The sequence below is a fragment of the Candidatus Campbellbacteria bacterium genome (assembly GCA_028817035.1).
In the GTDB taxonomy this organism is placed as follows: domain Bacteria; phylum Patescibacteriota; class Minisyncoccia; order Phycocordibacterales; family JABAAK01; genus JAPPQH01.
The window spans coordinates 1-14,896 of record JAPPQH010000011.1; the positions used below are offsets into that span (position 1 = coordinate 1).

Here is a 14,896-nt window from a genome sequence, read left to right on the forward strand (position 1 = left end):
TCTCCCTCCTCGCAGGTCCTCCCATCGTTTTATGTATGTTTGGGTTGTTGCTTCTTAGGAATTCTGCACCCATCTTGTTTTCTTTCATATATCTTTATTATATCTCATATAAAAGTGCTATAATAAAATTTAATGAATATAACACACCACGAAAATTCTTGTTTCTGTCTTTCAAGTAAAGATGTCTCTGTCGTATGCAACCCCTCTGACTCAAAAGGGAAGTCATTGAAGGGTGATATCGCGCTGGTTTCTCTTAACGACTCCGATTTTAACGGAGTGGCAAAAATAAAAAATGAAAAAGATGTGTTCGTCATAGATCACGCAGGTGAATATGAAGTCAAGGGTGTCAGTGTTCTTGGTATCTCAGTAAAAACTAATTACAAAGGTAAAGAAAAAATAAACACAATATATTCATTTGAAATTGAATCCATAAGATGTTGTGTTTTGGGTGCCGTGTCAGAAAAAACAATAACAGACAAAACACGAGAAGCGATAGGGCAGGTTGATATCGTCTTTGTGCCTATAGGTGGGGGACATCTGCTCTCTGCTTCTGAAGGTTATAGACTTGCGATATCTCTGCAACCTTCGTTAATCATACCAACCTCATACAAAGGCAACGAAGCAGAGGTAAAAAAATTCATAAAAGCCCACGGCGATGACAAAAAAGATTCAGTGAGCAAACTCTCAATAAAAAAGAACAACCTTATGTCTGAGTCGACAGATGTCGCGATAATTGATTATTCCTAAATTTTCAGATGAAAGACTTTATAAGAAAATTGCAGAAAAAAGATATAAAGACAAGAAAAAGGGCGGCAAAGCGCATAACATTTATAATAGTAGGCATCATCGTGGTGGTCTGGCTGGCTTATTTAATATTTTTTGGTATATAAAAATAATTATTTAACATAATCATCTAAAAATCATATAAAAAAATAATATTTGTGGTAAAATATATATAATATGCCCAAAGACAAAAAAAACACAGAAGAGCCAGAGGACAAGAATGTCCATGTCAACATACAGCCTGCTGAAATAACAGAGCAGATGCGCTCTGCATATTTGGACTATGCAATGTCAACTATCACATCTCGCGCCCTTCCAGATGTTCGTGATGGTTTGAAACCAGTCCAAAGAAGAATAATGTATGCGATGCACGGGATAGGATTGAACCACACTGCAAAAACAAGAAAGTCAGCAAGGATAACCGGTGAGGTAGTGAGCAAATACCACCCACACGGAACGGTCTCTGTTTATGACACAATGGTTAAGCTCGCGCAGGAGTTCAACACAAGATATCCGCTTGTTATAGGACAGGGTAACTACGGCTCCATAGACGGAGATCCACCTGCCGCTGAAAGATACACAGAAGCAAAACTTTCTAAAATAGCTGAGGAATTGTTAAAGGATGTAAATAAAGAAACAGTTTCTTGGATTCCTAATTATGAAAACACCACAAAAGAACCAACAGTTCTTCCTGCGCGTATCCCTAATTTAATTTTGAACGGAACACTCGGAATAGCGGTTGGAATGGCAACTGATGTCCCACCGCACAATATAGTTGAAGTTGTCTCTGCATTAAAACACCTCATAGACGACCCCGAAGCAACAAATGAAGATTTACTTGAACACATAAAAGGACCTGATTTTCCAACAGGTGGGATTGTTTATAACAGAAAAGACATACACCACGCTTATGCAACAGGCAGAGGAGGGGTTGTCGTTCGCGGCGAAGCAGAAATAGTAGACGGAAAAAGGGGTTCATCAATAATCATTAAATCAATACCATACAAAGTAAACAAATCAAGGTTGGTAATGAAAATAGCACAACTTGCGCGTGAGAAAAAAATAGAAGGAATTAAAGACCTAAGAGATGAATCAACCTCAGATATAAATGTAGTCATAGATCTCAAGCCATCAGCACAACCGCAAAAAATACTCAACTATTTATACAAACACACACAGCTTGAAGACACATTTCACTACAACATAACAGTCCTTGTCGGTGGCGTCCCAAAAACTCTTTCTCTGAAAGCGCTTCTTGAGGAGTTTATAAAACACAGAGAAACCATCATAACCCGCAGAACCAAATTTGATTTGAACAAAGCAAAGGAAAGAGAGCACATAGTCGCCGGACTTAAAAAAGCACTTGATCACATTGATGAGATAATCAAGTTGGTAAAAAAGGCGAAAGATGTGAAAGAAGCGCGGGCATCCCTTATAAAAAAGTTCAAATTCTCGGACAGACAGGCAGAGGCAATTTTGGAAATGAAAATCCAGAAATTAACCGGACTTGAAAGAAAAGAACTTGAAGATGAACTTAAAAAATTGAGGGCTTTAATAAAGGAATTGGAGGCACTTTTGAAAAGCAAGAAGAAAATATATGATGAAATTAAGAAAGATCTCAAAGAAGTAGAGGAGAATTATGGCGACAAAAGAAGGACAAAAATCATGTCTTCTGCGCTCAAGACATTTTCAGATGAAGACCTTATCCCAGATGAACTTAGCGTCCTTGTTCTCACAGAAGGCGGTTATGTAAAAAGGACAAACCCAACAACATACAAAAGACAAAAAAGAGGCGGAGTTGGTGTCGTTGACCTAAACACGAAAGAAGAAGACGCGATAAAACTATTGCTCACAACAAGTAGCCATAGCAATATGTTGTTTTTCTCTGATTATGGAAAAGTATATTCAATAAAAATGTATGAAATACCAGAAGGCAAAAAGGCAACCAGAGGAAAATCGCTTGCAAACTTTATTTCTTTATCAGCAGGTGAAAAAGTCACCTCCGTCTTGGATGTCCCATCAGACTTCAAAGAAAAAAAGGGTTCGTTGTTTATCGTAACAAAGCACGGCGTGGTGAAAAAAATGAAAGTAAAACATTTTGAATCTGTAAGACAGAACGGACTGATAGCACTTACTCTCAAAAAAGATGACAAACTGATAGACGCGCTCTTTTTGGCTGAAAAAGATGAGATAATGTTGTTCTCAAAAAAAGGCAAGGCAATAAGATTTGCAGAAAGTGATATTCGCGAGATGGGAAGAACCGCCTCCGGTGTTAAAGGAGTGGGACTTGATAAAGATGATGAAGTTGTATCTGTAGGCAAAATATCAAGTGACGCTAAAAATGTAAATGTCTTAACAATTTCTAAAAAAGGTTATGGAAAACTAACCCCAGTTAAAGAATACAGAATACAAAAAAGAGGTGGCAGGGGTATTTCCTCAATGAAAGTCGGTGAAAAAACAGGTCCCGTTGTAACCGGCATCATCGTGGACGAAAATGTATCAGAACTCGCGACCATGTCTGCAAAAGGTCAGGTGATAAGAACAGAAATAAAACAAATGAAAAAACTTGGTCGCCAAACACAAGGCGTGAAAATTATGAGATTAAGAACAGGTGACAGTGTCGCCTCCGCCACAACATATTCATATGAATAACCATCCATTAGAGAATATAAAACAAGCAGGAATAAAAAGCGGAAGCATAGTTATTGATTTTGGTGCAGGACTTGGCGAGTACACAAATGAAGTAAGCAAAGTAATAGGTGAAAACGGCAAAGTGTATGCACTTGATATACAAAAAGATTTAGTTCAATCACTAAAAGAAAGAATGCGAGAAAAGGGAAGAGAAAACGCTGTATTTATCTGGGGCAACCTTGAGAAAGAGAGAAGCACAGGGATGGAGGCGAATTGTGCTGATTTTGTCATAATGGCAAATGTCTTGTTCCAGATAAACAATAAAGATATCGCTATAAAAGAAGCAAAAAGAGTGCTCAAACAGGGCGGCATCCTTCTTTTCATAGACTGGCTAGACTCTTTTGATGGTCTTGGACCAAGCCCTGATATGATTATAAAAGAGGAGGATGTGCGTGACTGGGTCAGCAATGCGGATTTCATAATAGTCCGTCCAATAAAGACAGGAGAGCATCACTTCGGTTTTATAGCAGAAAAAAAATGAAAACAAATTTTTCACAAGGATTAATAGTTCAATATGTTTTGTTAGGAATATTTGCAGCAGTCGCTGTTGGTTTTGTCGCATTCATTTCTCTTTACAGAGGAAGCAGCGACTCAGCAAGCGGACTTGATCTTACAGGTTTTACTATATGGGGAACACTCCCACAGGAACATGTTTTACCAGTACTGAACAAACTTATTGAACAAGACACATCTTATGAAAACATAGCATACTTTGAAAGAGACCCAATAACTTTTATTGATGAATTTGTAAACGCAGTCGCAAGTGGAAGAGGACCCGACTTAGTGCTACTCTCTCACGAATCAATAATAAGAGAGTATGACAAGTTGATAAGCATACCTTACTCTTATTTCCCACAATCAGAATATAGAAACTCTTACTTTGAAGTCGCTGATGTTTTGATCGCACCAGAAGGCATTTTGGCAATTCCTTTTGCTACTGACCCAATAATACTTTTCTACAACAAAGAAACACAGAAAAGTATATTTCGCGCAGACATACCAAATTCTTGGGAAGACATAGCAATTAAAATAACCCCCGCAGCAACCATAAAAAACGGTTCCGTAATCACCGCAAGTGGCATTGCGCTTGGCTCTTTTAACAACATATCCTATGCAAAAGACATAATATCAACACTCCTTCTACAAGCCGGCATCCCAATCGTTTACAGAACAGAAAACGGCTCCTTTGTTTCCTCATTACAACCATTCGGCAGTCAAGAAAGCGTTTTATCTCCAGCAAATGTAGTCTTCCGTTTTTATACCGAATTCTCAAATCCAAACAAAAGCGTGTACTCTTGGAACAACTCACTCCGCGATGACAGAGAACTCTTCTTATCAGGAAAATTATTTTTATATCTTGCACCTGCGAGTGAGTATGAAATTCTTACAAGAGCAAACCCAAATCTCAATTTTGGAACATCCATAATCCCACAACCAAAAGGAGCACCCTCACCAAAAACTTTTGCCCGACTATACGCATTTGCTATTCCAAGATCCGCAAGAGACTCCGCACTCTCAATCTCAGTAGCAAACATACTTTCAGATGTTAATGTGATAGCACAGACAAACCCCATCCTACCTCCCCCTCACAGAGCACTATTCTCATCTTACCCAGACAGCGAGTTTGGAAACACCGTCTATAGATCCGTGCTCATATCAGACACATGGCACGACCCCTCCTTCAGAGAAACAGAAATAATATTTAGAAACGCCATTTTATCCATTATTTCTGGTCGAGAATCAACAAGAAACGCCATAGAAGGAATACAACAAAATATTGAAGCAATTATTTTAAGAAGAGAAGAAGCATCCCAGCAATAGTAGGTTATACTATACTCATATGGTATTAACACGCTTTTTCATCATCTCATCCATATTTTTTATACCCGCTTTTAGTGTCTACGCACAGATAGACAATCCCCTCAAGGCGCAGTCATTAACCGATTTGATATCAAACATAATAGACGCTCTACTACTGATAGTGATTCCGTTGATAGTTGTCGCCATCGTTTTTATAGGTTTTTCTATGGTTTATAATGCCGCAATAGGCAACAGTGAAAAACTTAAAGAAAACAAAATTTGGCTTCTTTATGCACTGTTAGGTTCAGCTTTAATATTAAGTGTCTACGGCATCAAAGCAGTCATAGAACAAACCGCAGATGAAATACTGGTACAGAACACAGAAATTTATGAAAAAGATATCGCGCATAATATAAAAGATTTATGATTACTCTTCTCGCATTGTTTTTAATATTTTTTTCCACCCCAGAAGCCGTGTCTGCCGCAAGTTTCAGAGAACTCGTGGAAGGAACCCTACTTGACTTTTTATCAAGCCTTCTCCAAATCGCCTTTTCATTAATGATATTATTTTTTATTTGGAACGCAGCACTGATGGTTATAATGAATCCAGATGACATACAAAAAAGAGGAGCGCTAAAATATCGCATAGTGTGGAGCCTAATTATAATCGCCTTCACATTCTCCATATACACAGCGATAAGAATTTTGCAATCCTCATTTGGTCTTGGTGTATGAAAAACATTTTTAATAATAAAAATAAAATATTTTTGGCAACATATACAACCCTTCTTTTTCCAGTTTTTGCTTTCGCACAAGAAGGAGGAGAAACCACTGGCATAGGCGCAGTTATTGAAGGAGTAGAAAATATAATCGCTTCAACATTCAATATACTTTTTGCACTCGCATTTCTTTTCTTTATTTATCGTCTTACATTATTCCTTCTTTCAAGCGAAGACACCGACAGAAAAGAAAAAATGAGATACATAATGATCTCTCTTGTCATTCTCGCAGTGATGTTTAGTTTTTATGGAATAGTCCGCATCATCCAAAGCACCATTTGTATTAGAGGTGAGACAATCAGCAGACCAGTGGGTTCCGATGCTCCAGAAGGTTCAGGACCATCTTCAGGGCAGATAGAATCACCAATTTTTCGCACCGAACCAGTGATAATAGAAAGAAACGGTGAAAGAGTGGGTGCCAGTCGCCAAACTCCAAGACAGTTTCCAAGGGGAACACAATTCCAGCAAACAAGATGTGGGGATGTGGGAGAGGTAAAAACCCCCTCAATCACCCAAGAAATAATCAACAAATTAGTTCCCAAGAAGAGATAGGGCAGTAAAGCAAATACCTACCAACCCCAACTTTTCCACCTTATTATTGCCATTTCTTATATTATTAGTCGCATTTTGAGTATAATTAAAGATATATAAATTATTAAAATATTTTGATTATGAAAAGCATAGAATTAAACAAAGCATCTTATTTGCTACCAGTTCTTTTATCTCTTATCTTACCAGCAATTTCGTTTGCCCAAACCGGTACTGTGAGAACTGTAGAAGGTAATATTTTGGGAATAATACAGGCAGGTGTTAATATATTGTTTGCACTTGCATTTTTGTTCTTTCTTTGGCAGTTAGTGAGATACTTAATGGGGGCAGAAGAAGAAAAATCAGAAAGAGTAAAAAAGATAGTCACAGCTTTGGTTATCTTGGTTATAATGTTCTCTGTCTGGGGTATCCTTCGTTTCATTCAAGGATCAATAGGAAGTGATAGAACCCAAAGCCCCATCCAACAGCCAAACCTACCCACAAGACGATAGTAAAAGAAAAATTATATCTTCTTTAACAAACTCTCTTAATAGGGTGGGGTCCAAATATGCCTGTTCAAAATTTTGTCAACTCTCTCAGTGAGGCACTTCTTAATCCTCTCATAATACTCCTCTCAAGTTTGGCGGTAATAATTTTTGTCTTTGGTATGGCAAGGTTTGTCCTTCAAGCAGAAGATGAAGAAGGAAGAAAAAAAGGCAAAGAACTTATGATATGGGGAACCACAGGACTCTTTATTATATTCACCGTCTTTGGTATTCTTGAATTACTTAAAGATATTGTGCCACAATAATAAAGTGCACCGCCCATAGCTCAATTTGGCAGAGCAGCTCCCTCTTAAGGAGACGGTTCTAGGTTCAAGTCCTAGTGGGCGGACTTGAATGATTTTATAAGCAAATCAACAAACAAAATAAATTTATTATATAATAAACATAATGAGATCTATTGAAATAAGAAGAGCATCCGAAAAGGAAGAGTTTAACCCCGAAGCAGCCCTTAACAAAGAAAGGAGTTTTTTGAGGAGGATGAAAGAAAATCATCCACATCTCTCTTCTGTGGTACTGGCACTTCTTTTAGGTTCATCATTAGCGAAAAGCACAACTGTAAATGCTGTACAATTTGGAGACCACCAAACTGGCGAAAGGATTTCAGCAAGAGATCATTCAGATTTTGGAAAAAAGGAAGATCATGAAGCAATACTAAGGGACGCAATTCCTCAACGCCCAACGATAGTCGCAAATGTTGAAGACCAATCAACCACAGAAGCAAAAATCATAAGACCAGTTGAAGTACATAGGAATGCACATTTTAGCCTAAATGTAAACGAGCAAGCAAGAGAAACGGGCGAAAAAGAGCTTAATTTTCAAAACTTTGTTGAATTAGCAGGCGGAAGAATAGAATCCTTTGTTACTACAGATGGTCGTGTGATAACACAAGAACAATATCTTGAGTATCAAGAGGCAGTCAACGGAGGTTTAGAAGAAGAATGGAAAGAAGGAATTCAAACTACCAACAAAGCATTAAGCTATATAAATGCACTTCTAAATCCTACTAATTCACACCAATCTAAATTTAGGGATGCTGCAGGTACTTTTACAATCCGAAGTTCGCTTAGCAATCCAAATGACTCAACACATCTGGATTCATGGAAAGAAGGAAGAAAAGGAGATATAAGAAAAATCTTAGAACTTTACAATCCCCACGCTGCAATAACCATACCAGACGAGGCCGTCAATAGAATTTTTGATCTTGCCGACAACTGGTCTGAATCAATTGCAGGTTATTATAATTGGGATGGGTTCTTATGGAATGCTATAAAGAAAGGTATGAGAACCAAAGAGAAAGTGTATAGGAGAGATGAAAGAGATAAATGGCAGCAGAATCAAGAAGAAGCTTATAACAAATTATTTTGGGCAATAGGAAAAACATTGTATGGCGGTTTGTTCCCAGATAAAGAAAAATATATAAACAAGAGACTAGAAATACAATTTCCTTTATTTTACAAGTTTAGTCCGATTTATGAAGAGATAAAAAGTCAAGCAGGGACAGATGCAGTAGGTTATGGACTTGATGTGACATCTGTGCGTGCAGATGCCGTAGAACAGAAAGATTTATCTCCACAACGATTATCAGAACTCGCCAAATCAGCAGAAGAGTTACTTCAAATTATTGAGTATAAAGAAGACCTTTCATCATTAATTAATAAAAAATGGACAAAAATAGAGGGACAAATAGAATTTTTAGAAAAACAGATTGAGAATAATGAGGAATCCATAAGGGGAATTGGTCTTCAAGTGTCGAGAGGCAAAATGAAGGAAACAGAAGCGGACAAAGAGAAAGAAAGATTAAGACAGCAAATTGCAGAGTATGAGAAAAGGATTATTGATTTACATGGTGATGTGTGGGAGGAGAAACAAATGGAGATATGGGAGTTTCTAAAAGGCAAATTCCCTAAGAATCTATACAAAGAATTTGAGTTAAATGTTGAAAAGGTATCTGCAAAAGAGAGAAAACTTATCACAAATCTTTCTGAACTTGAACGTATATTACAGACTAAAGAGGGAAAAGATATTTTGAGAAGGCACTTTCCAGGCAAAGATGATGCTATAGACAAAATGATTGCTTATTTTTCAAATCAAAACCAATCATGACCACCAATCTTGAAAAAATATTAGAAATTATAGAAAAGTCAGATATTTCATCTGAAAGTGTCAAAGATTTTGTTAATTCTCTGAAAAAAGTAAAAGATGAAGACCTAAAACCACTACACACCCTTTTTATGATCCATCCAAAATGGATTCTCTGGATGTCTGAAAATTTTAAAGCAAAGAAAGAAGCATTTGCAAAAAAAGACAGCAAAAAATGGGAAGAAATAATGAAAAAAGAGGAAGACCTACTCAAAAGACTTGCAGGGGAGAGCAAATAGTTTGGAATATGTGAGTCCGACCTTGCCGAGCTTGCGAGGCAAGTCAAGCGAACGGCAAAGCCGTTCGCGATAATAAAGTAGTATTATAGGATTTGGAGGGCGTGAGTCCGACCGCAACGAGCCTGCGAGTTGCGTCAAGCGACCAAGCGTAAGTGAAAGATTGGAAGGTGTGGAACTTGACCTTGCCGAGCTTGCGAGGCAAGCCAAGCGAGGCAACGAAGTTGCCGAGCGATAATAAAAAAGAAAAACTCCGTTGCTCTGGCGAGCAACGGAGAGATTAGACGGAAGGATTCAACCAAGAGCACGGTCATAACCACCAAATCGTCGAACAGCATTATATATGTCATCCCACGATCTGACGATATCAACTCCCTCCAAATACTGTTCTTCCTCAATACAAACCAAGACAGGTTTGATGGTTTTGGGACCAGTGTAACGACCAGGACATTCTTTTATTTTTTCCAGTATCGGGAGGATTTTTTCTGGACTATCATCAAAGAAGATAACAGGACCAGGTCTCTGTATGTCATCCCATTTACTATTAGAATATCCTACACCACGGATCTCCTTTATAGGAAAACCACGCTTCTTCAACATCTCTTTGGCGACAGGAATGCTTTTGTACCTTGAAGACACCACAGAAACATCAACACCCAACTCTTGGAGTTGTCTGACACACTCCAAAGCACCCTCAGCAGGCTTCAGATCCATAGCGTATTTTTCACTATAAACCATGTTCAAAAAGATAGTTGAGTAATCAGTTCCTTTTTCCCTCATCACACCTCTGAGATACTGGGATTGGTTTTCCTCCTGCTCAGGAGTCATGCAAATACCAAATTCCTCCTCCGCGACAAACGATTTCAACTTTTTAATTCCCACGAAGAGAACCCCATCAAAGTCAAAAACAGCATACATAGTCATCTCTTCGCCTCCGTTTTGAAAAGATCATTCGGCAACGACAAGTCGCCTTCAAGTATTAATGATACAACAATACCAACACAACAGCAAGGAGGGAACAAGGAGGGGAGAGACAAAAAAATAGAGCAGACACAAGGTCTGCTCTATTCAAATCACCGCTTTTTGAACACCCTGCTTTCAAAGGAAGAGATATCATTTTCTACCTTCAACAATATCTCTGATGTTTTGTCTGCACGGAGAGATTCACCCACAAAAGGAAAGAAATAATTCTTCAAACAACCCTCAGTCTCCTTAAACAAAGCAAATGCTTTGTCCAAGTTTGACCTCGCATCATCAATATCCTCTTTGTAGATTTTGTAGATATCGCAAAAAGGGTTTTTGGCATACCTTTCAATTTCGTTTAAGCGTTTTCGCAAGCTTGAAACCTTTCCACTTACAGAATCAGACCAACCCTCCAAATCCATCTTGATTGTGCGAGTCAGCGTTGGGACACGAACAGTTGTGATCAAGACACCTTCAGTTTCCATCACTTCACCTCCTTTGTTGTTCGTGGTTAAAGAACATGTCTATTTATATATTACCACCTCTACACAAAGCGTCAAGTGTGCGTTAATAAAAAAGAAAAACTCCGTTGCTCTATGACGAGCAACGGAGAGTTTGACTAAAGAGGTTGAAGAAACCCAACCCCTTCTCCAAATCGTTGAATGATATTGTCTATATCCTCCCACGATCTGGCAATATCAACTACATTTGGGCATTGTTCCATGCATTGTTCTTCTCCTTCTAAGTTGCATAAGACAAGTTTGATGCGTCCGCTCTGGTAGTCAGAGCGTACCTCCATCTCTTCCAATATGTAGTCAATATTTTCTTTCTCATTGTCAACGAATACCGTGAAACCGGGTCTTTGTATGGCATCCCATTTACTATTGAGATGTCCTACACCATGGAACTCCTCTATAGGAAAGCCATACTTCTTCAATGTCTCCTTCGCAAGATAAAGACTGGTTGTCATTGAAGATACCGCAGATATGTTGACACCCAACCCCTTGAGTCGTTTGACGCACTCCACAGCACCCTCAGCGGGCTTTATGTTTACAGAGTGTTCGCCACGCCAAACCTCGCGAAGAAAAGCTTCATAGTCAAGCCCTTCTTGTCTAAACAACTCTTTACGCGTTTGGTATTTCTTCTCTTTAGAGGGCGAAATACCAAGGGCTTTCAAGGTTTCCATCACAGACTTGTCTACCCCCTTGATCATGACACCATTGATGTCAAAAACAGCATACATAGTCATCTCTTCGCCTCCGTTTTGAAAAGATCATTCGGCAACGACAAGTCGCCTTCAAGTATTAATGATACAACAATACCAACACAACAGCAAGGAGGGAACAAGGAGGGGAGTGGCGGAGCCACGAGCGATAATATAAAAACTTGGTTTTGTAAAATAATAAAATAGTATATTTTATTATAATTGGGTGGAAGGGTCGCGGAGGGCGTGGGTCCGACCGCAACGAGCTTGCGAGGCAAGTAGTATTATAATATATTTATTATAATAAATATATTATAATAAATATATTATAGGATTTGGAGGGTGTGAGATGATGCGAGCGAGCGAATGAAATAGTTTGGAATATGTGAGTCCGACCTTGCCGAGCCTGCGAGGCAAGTCAAGCGAACGGCAAAGCCGTTCGCGATAATAAAGTAGTATTATAGGATTTGGAGGGGAGGCTGTGATTTGCTTGAAGTGATTGGTGTTTTTTTAGAGTCTTCGCCCTAACTTCTTTTTAAATCAATAATCATTGGAATATTAGATTTAACTGCTTTACCTGTTATAATTGCATGGTATTGTTTTAGATTTGGAAGTGTCTGTACCATTTCTTTTCCAACATAGTTGCCCAAAAAAGAAAAACTTGTTTCATCAAATGCTTGAAAACAAATAACAGTATTACATTGAGTTAAAACAGTTTTTGAAACATTGGCAGTTCTTTGCGCTATCACAAGAAAGCCAATACCGTATTTTCTACCCTGTAATGCTATCTGACCAATACTATTCACTAAACTTTGTGATGTTTTATCACTACTTCCCATGAAGTTCCATTCTGGGATGATTGTATGGGCTTCTTCAAGAACTACACAAGTCTTTATAGGGTTTTTTATCCTTTGTCTTTCTTTGGCTATTTCAAAAAGGACTTTAAAGAAGTATCTTGTGTAGTCTAAAATTCCAGTTGTGTTGCTTAGATCTGGTAATTCAAAAACTTTGATATTACTACTTGTGTCATCAAAAAATAATTCTATTTCTTTTTTAAGAATCTTGTTTATTTCCCCTTGCTCTTTTTTTATCCTGCCTTTATCTTGTTGGTTAGAAAACTTTTCTAATTCACTATTTATCCAGTTTATTTTCTCTGCAATTTGTTTGGCTTCAGCATCCTTTATGATATTTGAAGGTGCAGGGGTAAGTGTTGTGATAAATTCTTTATTGAAATCAACACAAATAACTTTTGTATCTGCTTTAATTTTATTGATAATTTCATGCGCAAGGAATGATTTACCTGACCCAGTTACTCCTAATAATGCCGTATGATGACTTATAGCCTCATCTAAATTGATTACCGATGGCAAACTAGTTTTTGGAATACTTCCTAGTTTATAATCAGGGTAAGAAAATTTATTAACTTTTGTATCAGATGTATCGGCCATAAATATGGGTGTATTTATTGGTGGAACCCAACCATATTTTTGAAATGAAAGTTCGTCATCACACCATTCCCCAAGCTGAATAGCCTCTCCCTCAATGAAACCCATTTCATTTCGTGCCTCAAGTCTCTCTTTGTGTGTTGTTCCACTTACTACTTGATAAAAAAGTTTTTCATCACCAATATTTAATTCTAACAAATCTCCTTCTTGCAGATCTTCTTTCTTTTTTGAATATTCAAACTTAATTTTTCCTATATTTGAGCCATCAATCACAACTCCGACAAAGTCATCAATTTTAAGCTCTTTTTCCCTGTTTTTAATATTGTCAGATATTTTGTAAACAACATTTTTCTCAAGATTAGGTTCTTTTTGGATTCCATTATTAAGTTGTAATACTTTTATCCATCTTTCTTGATCTAATAGATATGTATCGAAAATAATTCCAGTTATGATTATATCATTTGAACCTTGCATAGAATATTTGAATTGAACCAAATCAAATTTTCTAATGCTTTGCCTGTCTTCAAACAATTTAACCAAAAATATTTTTTTGGATTGTACTCCAAAAATTTTGCCGATTTGATTTTTATCTGATTTTTTAATATCTAGAGAAAATGAATTATGAAACTTTTTTGGATCTATCAACAATATTGCTGCCCACAAAATAAGTAATATGAGAGTATAGCCATTTTTAGGTAAATCATATAAGAAAAAAAGAAAAACTGCAGAATATAAAATTTTGCCTTGTCCGACAAGAACCACTAGATTTTTTAAAGCATTTGATATTTTATTATTTTTATGATTCCCACTTTTTTCTTTATCTTCAAAGGTAAGAGCAAGAATTGATGATAAGAGAAGTAAGGACAGTATGATAACGGCACACCACCATATAATATCCTGATTAAAAAATGGGCGAATAGCAAATAGAATAAGTAATAGCGGAATGACATTTGTAATTACATTGCGTGGAGAAGTGTAATATGGCTCAATATATAAAATTGAGAACCCAATCATAAAAATTCCTGAATAAAACCAAAGATTCTTTGTTTCAGGGCTGGGCAGGATAGAACCATTAAATATATAATGCAGTAATATAAGGGCAAGTATGAAAAGGACAAAGGCTAAAAACCTATTATAAAGTATTGATTTATTTTGAATGTTCTTATTGCCTTCCATTATCTAATCTATTTATTTTGCTTGTGTACACTATCACAAAACGCTTTTAATATCAAGTAGTTTGTGATTGTCTAAGGGAAAAAGAGGTGTTTTGCATGAATTGTGATTATTTGTTATCATTACTTTAACAAATATATTTAGGGTCAAAAAAGAAAGGGTGGGGGAATAGAATATATGAAAAAAGTAAAATTTGAAAAAGAAATATTAAGTAAATACTTAGATTTTTTTAATTATACTCTTGATAGGATAATAAATGAAATATCAACAGATAAAACAAAAAGCGAAAAGAAGGAAAGCATTAAACTTGATTTAAGAAACGGGGAAGTTGAGTTTCGGATTTTAAAAAAAATATCTAAACAATTTAAAATAAATGTTTATAATTTTTTCATTAGTGAGTTTGGCGTGAATGATTTCATACTTGATTTCAAAACAAAAAATAGAAATCACCCATTATCAATAGATACACATTATATACTAAACTACTATCAAAATTTAAGAGAGGACATAGCATATTTAAGTGAAACCTCTGAGAAAGTTAAAAGAAGAAGGGTAAATGTAAATGAATCTCCAAAAAAAATTGCGAAAC

The 14,896-nt window shown here is 36.9% G+C and carries 17 protein-coding genes and 1 tRNA gene; 14 read left to right on the forward strand and 4 right to left on the reverse strand.

The features are described 5' to 3' along the window. The first annotated feature begins 132 nt into the window (after positions 1 to 132). The 13 genes from OXU73_01805 (at position 133) to OXU73_01865 (ending at position 9,525) form a co-directional block, all read left to right on the forward strand. The gene (locus OXU73_01805; GenBank protein MDD9868044.1) at positions 133 to 747 is read left to right on the forward strand and encodes an MBL fold metallo-hydrolase; all 615 of its coding nucleotides are present in this window, start codon (positions 133 to 135) and stop codon (positions 745 to 747) included. An 8-nt stretch (positions 748 to 755) separates the two neighbouring features. Continuing rightward, positions 756 to 890, forward strand: a complete 135-nt coding sequence (locus OXU73_01810; GenBank protein ID MDD9868045.1) for a hypothetical protein — start codon at positions 756 to 758, stop codon at positions 888 to 890. A 70-nt stretch (positions 891 to 960) separates the two neighbouring features. Next, positions 961 to 3,435: a DNA gyrase subunit A gene (gene gyrA / locus OXU73_01815; protein ID MDD9868046.1), complete on the forward strand. Its 2,475-nt coding sequence runs from the start codon at positions 961 to 963 to the stop codon at positions 3,433 to 3,435. After that, positions 3,428 to 3,955 carry a methyltransferase domain-containing protein gene (locus OXU73_01820; GenBank protein MDD9868047.1) on the forward strand — a complete coding sequence of 176 codons (528 nt, stop codon included), beginning with the start codon at positions 3,428 to 3,430 and terminating at the stop codon, positions 3,953 to 3,955. The genes gyrA and OXU73_01820 overlap by 8 nt, the downstream gene beginning before the upstream one ends. Then, positions 3,952 to 5,295, forward strand: a complete 1,344-nt coding sequence (locus tag OXU73_01825; protein MDD9868048.1) for an extracellular solute-binding protein — start codon at positions 3,952 to 3,954, stop codon at positions 5,293 to 5,295. Before OXU73_01820 ends, OXU73_01825 begins: the two co-directional genes overlap by 4 nt. 19 nt (positions 5,296 to 5,314) lie before the next feature. Beyond that, on the forward strand, positions 5,315 to 5,701 hold the full coding sequence (locus OXU73_01830; GenBank protein MDD9868049.1) for a hypothetical protein: 387 nt from the start codon (positions 5,315 to 5,317) through the stop codon (positions 5,699 to 5,701). Beyond that, positions 5,698 to 6,009 (forward strand): hypothetical protein, encoded by a 312-nt coding sequence (locus OXU73_01835; GenBank protein ID MDD9868050.1) that lies wholly within the window; start codon positions 5,698 to 5,700, stop codon positions 6,007 to 6,009. The genes OXU73_01830 and OXU73_01835 overlap by 4 nt, the downstream gene beginning before the upstream one ends. Continuing rightward, on the forward strand, positions 6,006 to 6,605 hold the full coding sequence (locus OXU73_01840; protein MDD9868051.1) for a hypothetical protein: 600 nt from the start codon (positions 6,006 to 6,008) through the stop codon (positions 6,603 to 6,605). The genes OXU73_01835 and OXU73_01840 overlap by 4 nt, the downstream gene beginning before the upstream one ends. Positions 6,606 to 6,724: 119 nt before the next feature. Further along, on the forward strand, positions 6,725 to 7,093 hold the full coding sequence (locus OXU73_01845; GenBank protein MDD9868052.1) for a hypothetical protein: 369 nt from the start codon (positions 6,725 to 6,727) through the stop codon (positions 7,091 to 7,093). A 56-nt stretch (positions 7,094 to 7,149) separates the two neighbouring features. Then, on the forward strand, positions 7,150 to 7,392 hold the full coding sequence (locus OXU73_01850; GenBank protein ID MDD9868053.1) for a hypothetical protein: 243 nt from the start codon (positions 7,150 to 7,152) through the stop codon (positions 7,390 to 7,392). A 9-nt stretch (positions 7,393 to 7,401) separates the two neighbouring features. Then, positions 7,402 to 7,475 (forward strand) — tRNA-Lys (locus tag OXU73_01855). A 59-nt stretch (positions 7,476 to 7,534) separates the two neighbouring features. Continuing rightward, positions 7,535 to 9,250: a hypothetical protein gene (locus OXU73_01860; protein ID MDD9868054.1), complete on the forward strand. Its 1,716-nt coding sequence runs from the start codon at positions 7,535 to 7,537 to the stop codon at positions 9,248 to 9,250. Continuing rightward, positions 9,247 to 9,525, forward strand: coding sequence for a hypothetical protein (locus tag OXU73_01865; GenBank protein MDD9868055.1), 279 nt, complete (start codon positions 9,247 to 9,249; stop codon positions 9,523 to 9,525). The genes OXU73_01860 and OXU73_01865 overlap by 4 nt, the downstream gene beginning before the upstream one ends. A 291-nt stretch (positions 9,526 to 9,816) precedes the next feature. Here OXU73_01865 and OXU73_01870 read toward each other — a convergent pair whose 3' ends face one another. From OXU73_01870 to OXU73_01885, 4 genes are all read right to left on the reverse strand, one after another. After that, positions 9,817 to 10,446: an HAD family hydrolase gene (locus OXU73_01870; protein MDD9868056.1), complete on the reverse strand. Its 630-nt coding sequence runs from the start codon at positions 10,444 to 10,446 to the stop codon at positions 9,817 to 9,819. Between the two features lie 149 nt (positions 10,447 to 10,595). Further along, on the reverse strand, positions 10,596 to 10,970 hold the full coding sequence (locus OXU73_01875) for a hypothetical protein (GenBank protein MDD9868057.1): 375 nt from the start codon (positions 10,968 to 10,970) through the stop codon (positions 10,596 to 10,598). A gap of 134 nt (positions 10,971 to 11,104) precedes the next feature. Next, the gene (locus tag OXU73_01880) at positions 11,105 to 11,734 is read right to left on the reverse strand and encodes a hypothetical protein (protein ID MDD9868058.1); all 630 of its coding nucleotides are present in this window, start codon (positions 11,732 to 11,734) and stop codon (positions 11,105 to 11,107) included. 479 nt (positions 11,735 to 12,213) lie between these two features. Next, entirely contained in the window at positions 12,214 to 14,310 is a 2,097-nt protein-coding gene (locus OXU73_01885; GenBank protein ID MDD9868059.1) for a DUF87 domain-containing protein, read from the reverse strand. A 174-nt stretch (positions 14,311 to 14,484) separates the two neighbouring features. Here OXU73_01885 and OXU73_01890 point away from each other — a divergent pair. After that, the coding region (locus OXU73_01890) for a hypothetical protein (GenBank protein ID MDD9868060.1) at positions 14,485 to 14,896 on the forward strand (412 nt) is incomplete at its 3' end.

What these genes read in the sequence shown, in the direction of transcription:
- OXU73_01805 (MDD9868044.1), top strand. Translation starts at nt 133, where the DNA reads ATGAATATAACACACCACGAAAATTCTTGTTTCTGTCTTTCAAGTAAA.
- OXU73_01810 (MDD9868045.1), top strand. Translation starts at nt 756, where the DNA reads ATGAAAGACTTTATAAGAAAATTGCAGAAAAAAGATATAAAGACAAGA.
- gyrA (MDD9868046.1), top strand. Translation starts at nt 961, where the DNA reads ATGCCCAAAGACAAAAAAAACACAGAAGAGCCAGAGGACAAGAATGTC.
- OXU73_01820 (MDD9868047.1), top strand. Translation starts at nt 3,428, where the DNA reads ATGAATAACCATCCATTAGAGAATATAAAACAAGCAGGAATAAAAAGC.
- OXU73_01825 (MDD9868048.1), top strand. Translation starts at nt 3,952, where the DNA reads ATGAAAACAAATTTTTCACAAGGATTAATAGTTCAATATGTTTTGTTA.
- OXU73_01830 (MDD9868049.1), top strand. Translation starts at nt 5,315, where the DNA reads ATGGTATTAACACGCTTTTTCATCATCTCATCCATATTTTTTATACCC.
- OXU73_01835 (MDD9868050.1), top strand. Translation starts at nt 5,698, where the DNA reads ATGATTACTCTTCTCGCATTGTTTTTAATATTTTTTTCCACCCCAGAA.
- OXU73_01840 (MDD9868051.1), top strand. Translation starts at nt 6,006, where the DNA reads ATGAAAAACATTTTTAATAATAAAAATAAAATATTTTTGGCAACATAT.
- OXU73_01845 (MDD9868052.1), top strand. Translation starts at nt 6,725, where the DNA reads ATGAAAAGCATAGAATTAAACAAAGCATCTTATTTGCTACCAGTTCTT.
- OXU73_01850 (MDD9868053.1), top strand. Translation starts at nt 7,150, where the DNA reads ATGCCTGTTCAAAATTTTGTCAACTCTCTCAGTGAGGCACTTCTTAAT.
- OXU73_01860 (MDD9868054.1), top strand. Translation starts at nt 7,535, where the DNA reads ATGAGATCTATTGAAATAAGAAGAGCATCCGAAAAGGAAGAGTTTAAC.
- OXU73_01865 (MDD9868055.1), top strand. Translation starts at nt 9,247, where the DNA reads ATGACCACCAATCTTGAAAAAATATTAGAAATTATAGAAAAGTCAGAT.
- OXU73_01870 (MDD9868056.1), bottom strand. Translation starts at nt 10,446, where the DNA reads ATGACTATGTATGCTGTTTTTGACTTTGATGGGGTTCTCTTCGTGGGA.
- OXU73_01875 (MDD9868057.1), bottom strand. Translation starts at nt 10,970, where the DNA reads ATGGAAACTGAAGGTGTCTTGATCACAACTGTTCGTGTCCCAACGCTG.
- OXU73_01880 (MDD9868058.1), bottom strand. Translation starts at nt 11,734, where the DNA reads ATGACTATGTATGCTGTTTTTGACATCAATGGTGTCATGATCAAGGGG.
- OXU73_01885 (MDD9868059.1), bottom strand. Translation starts at nt 14,310, where the DNA reads ATGGAAGGCAATAAGAACATTCAAAATAAATCAATACTTTATAATAGG.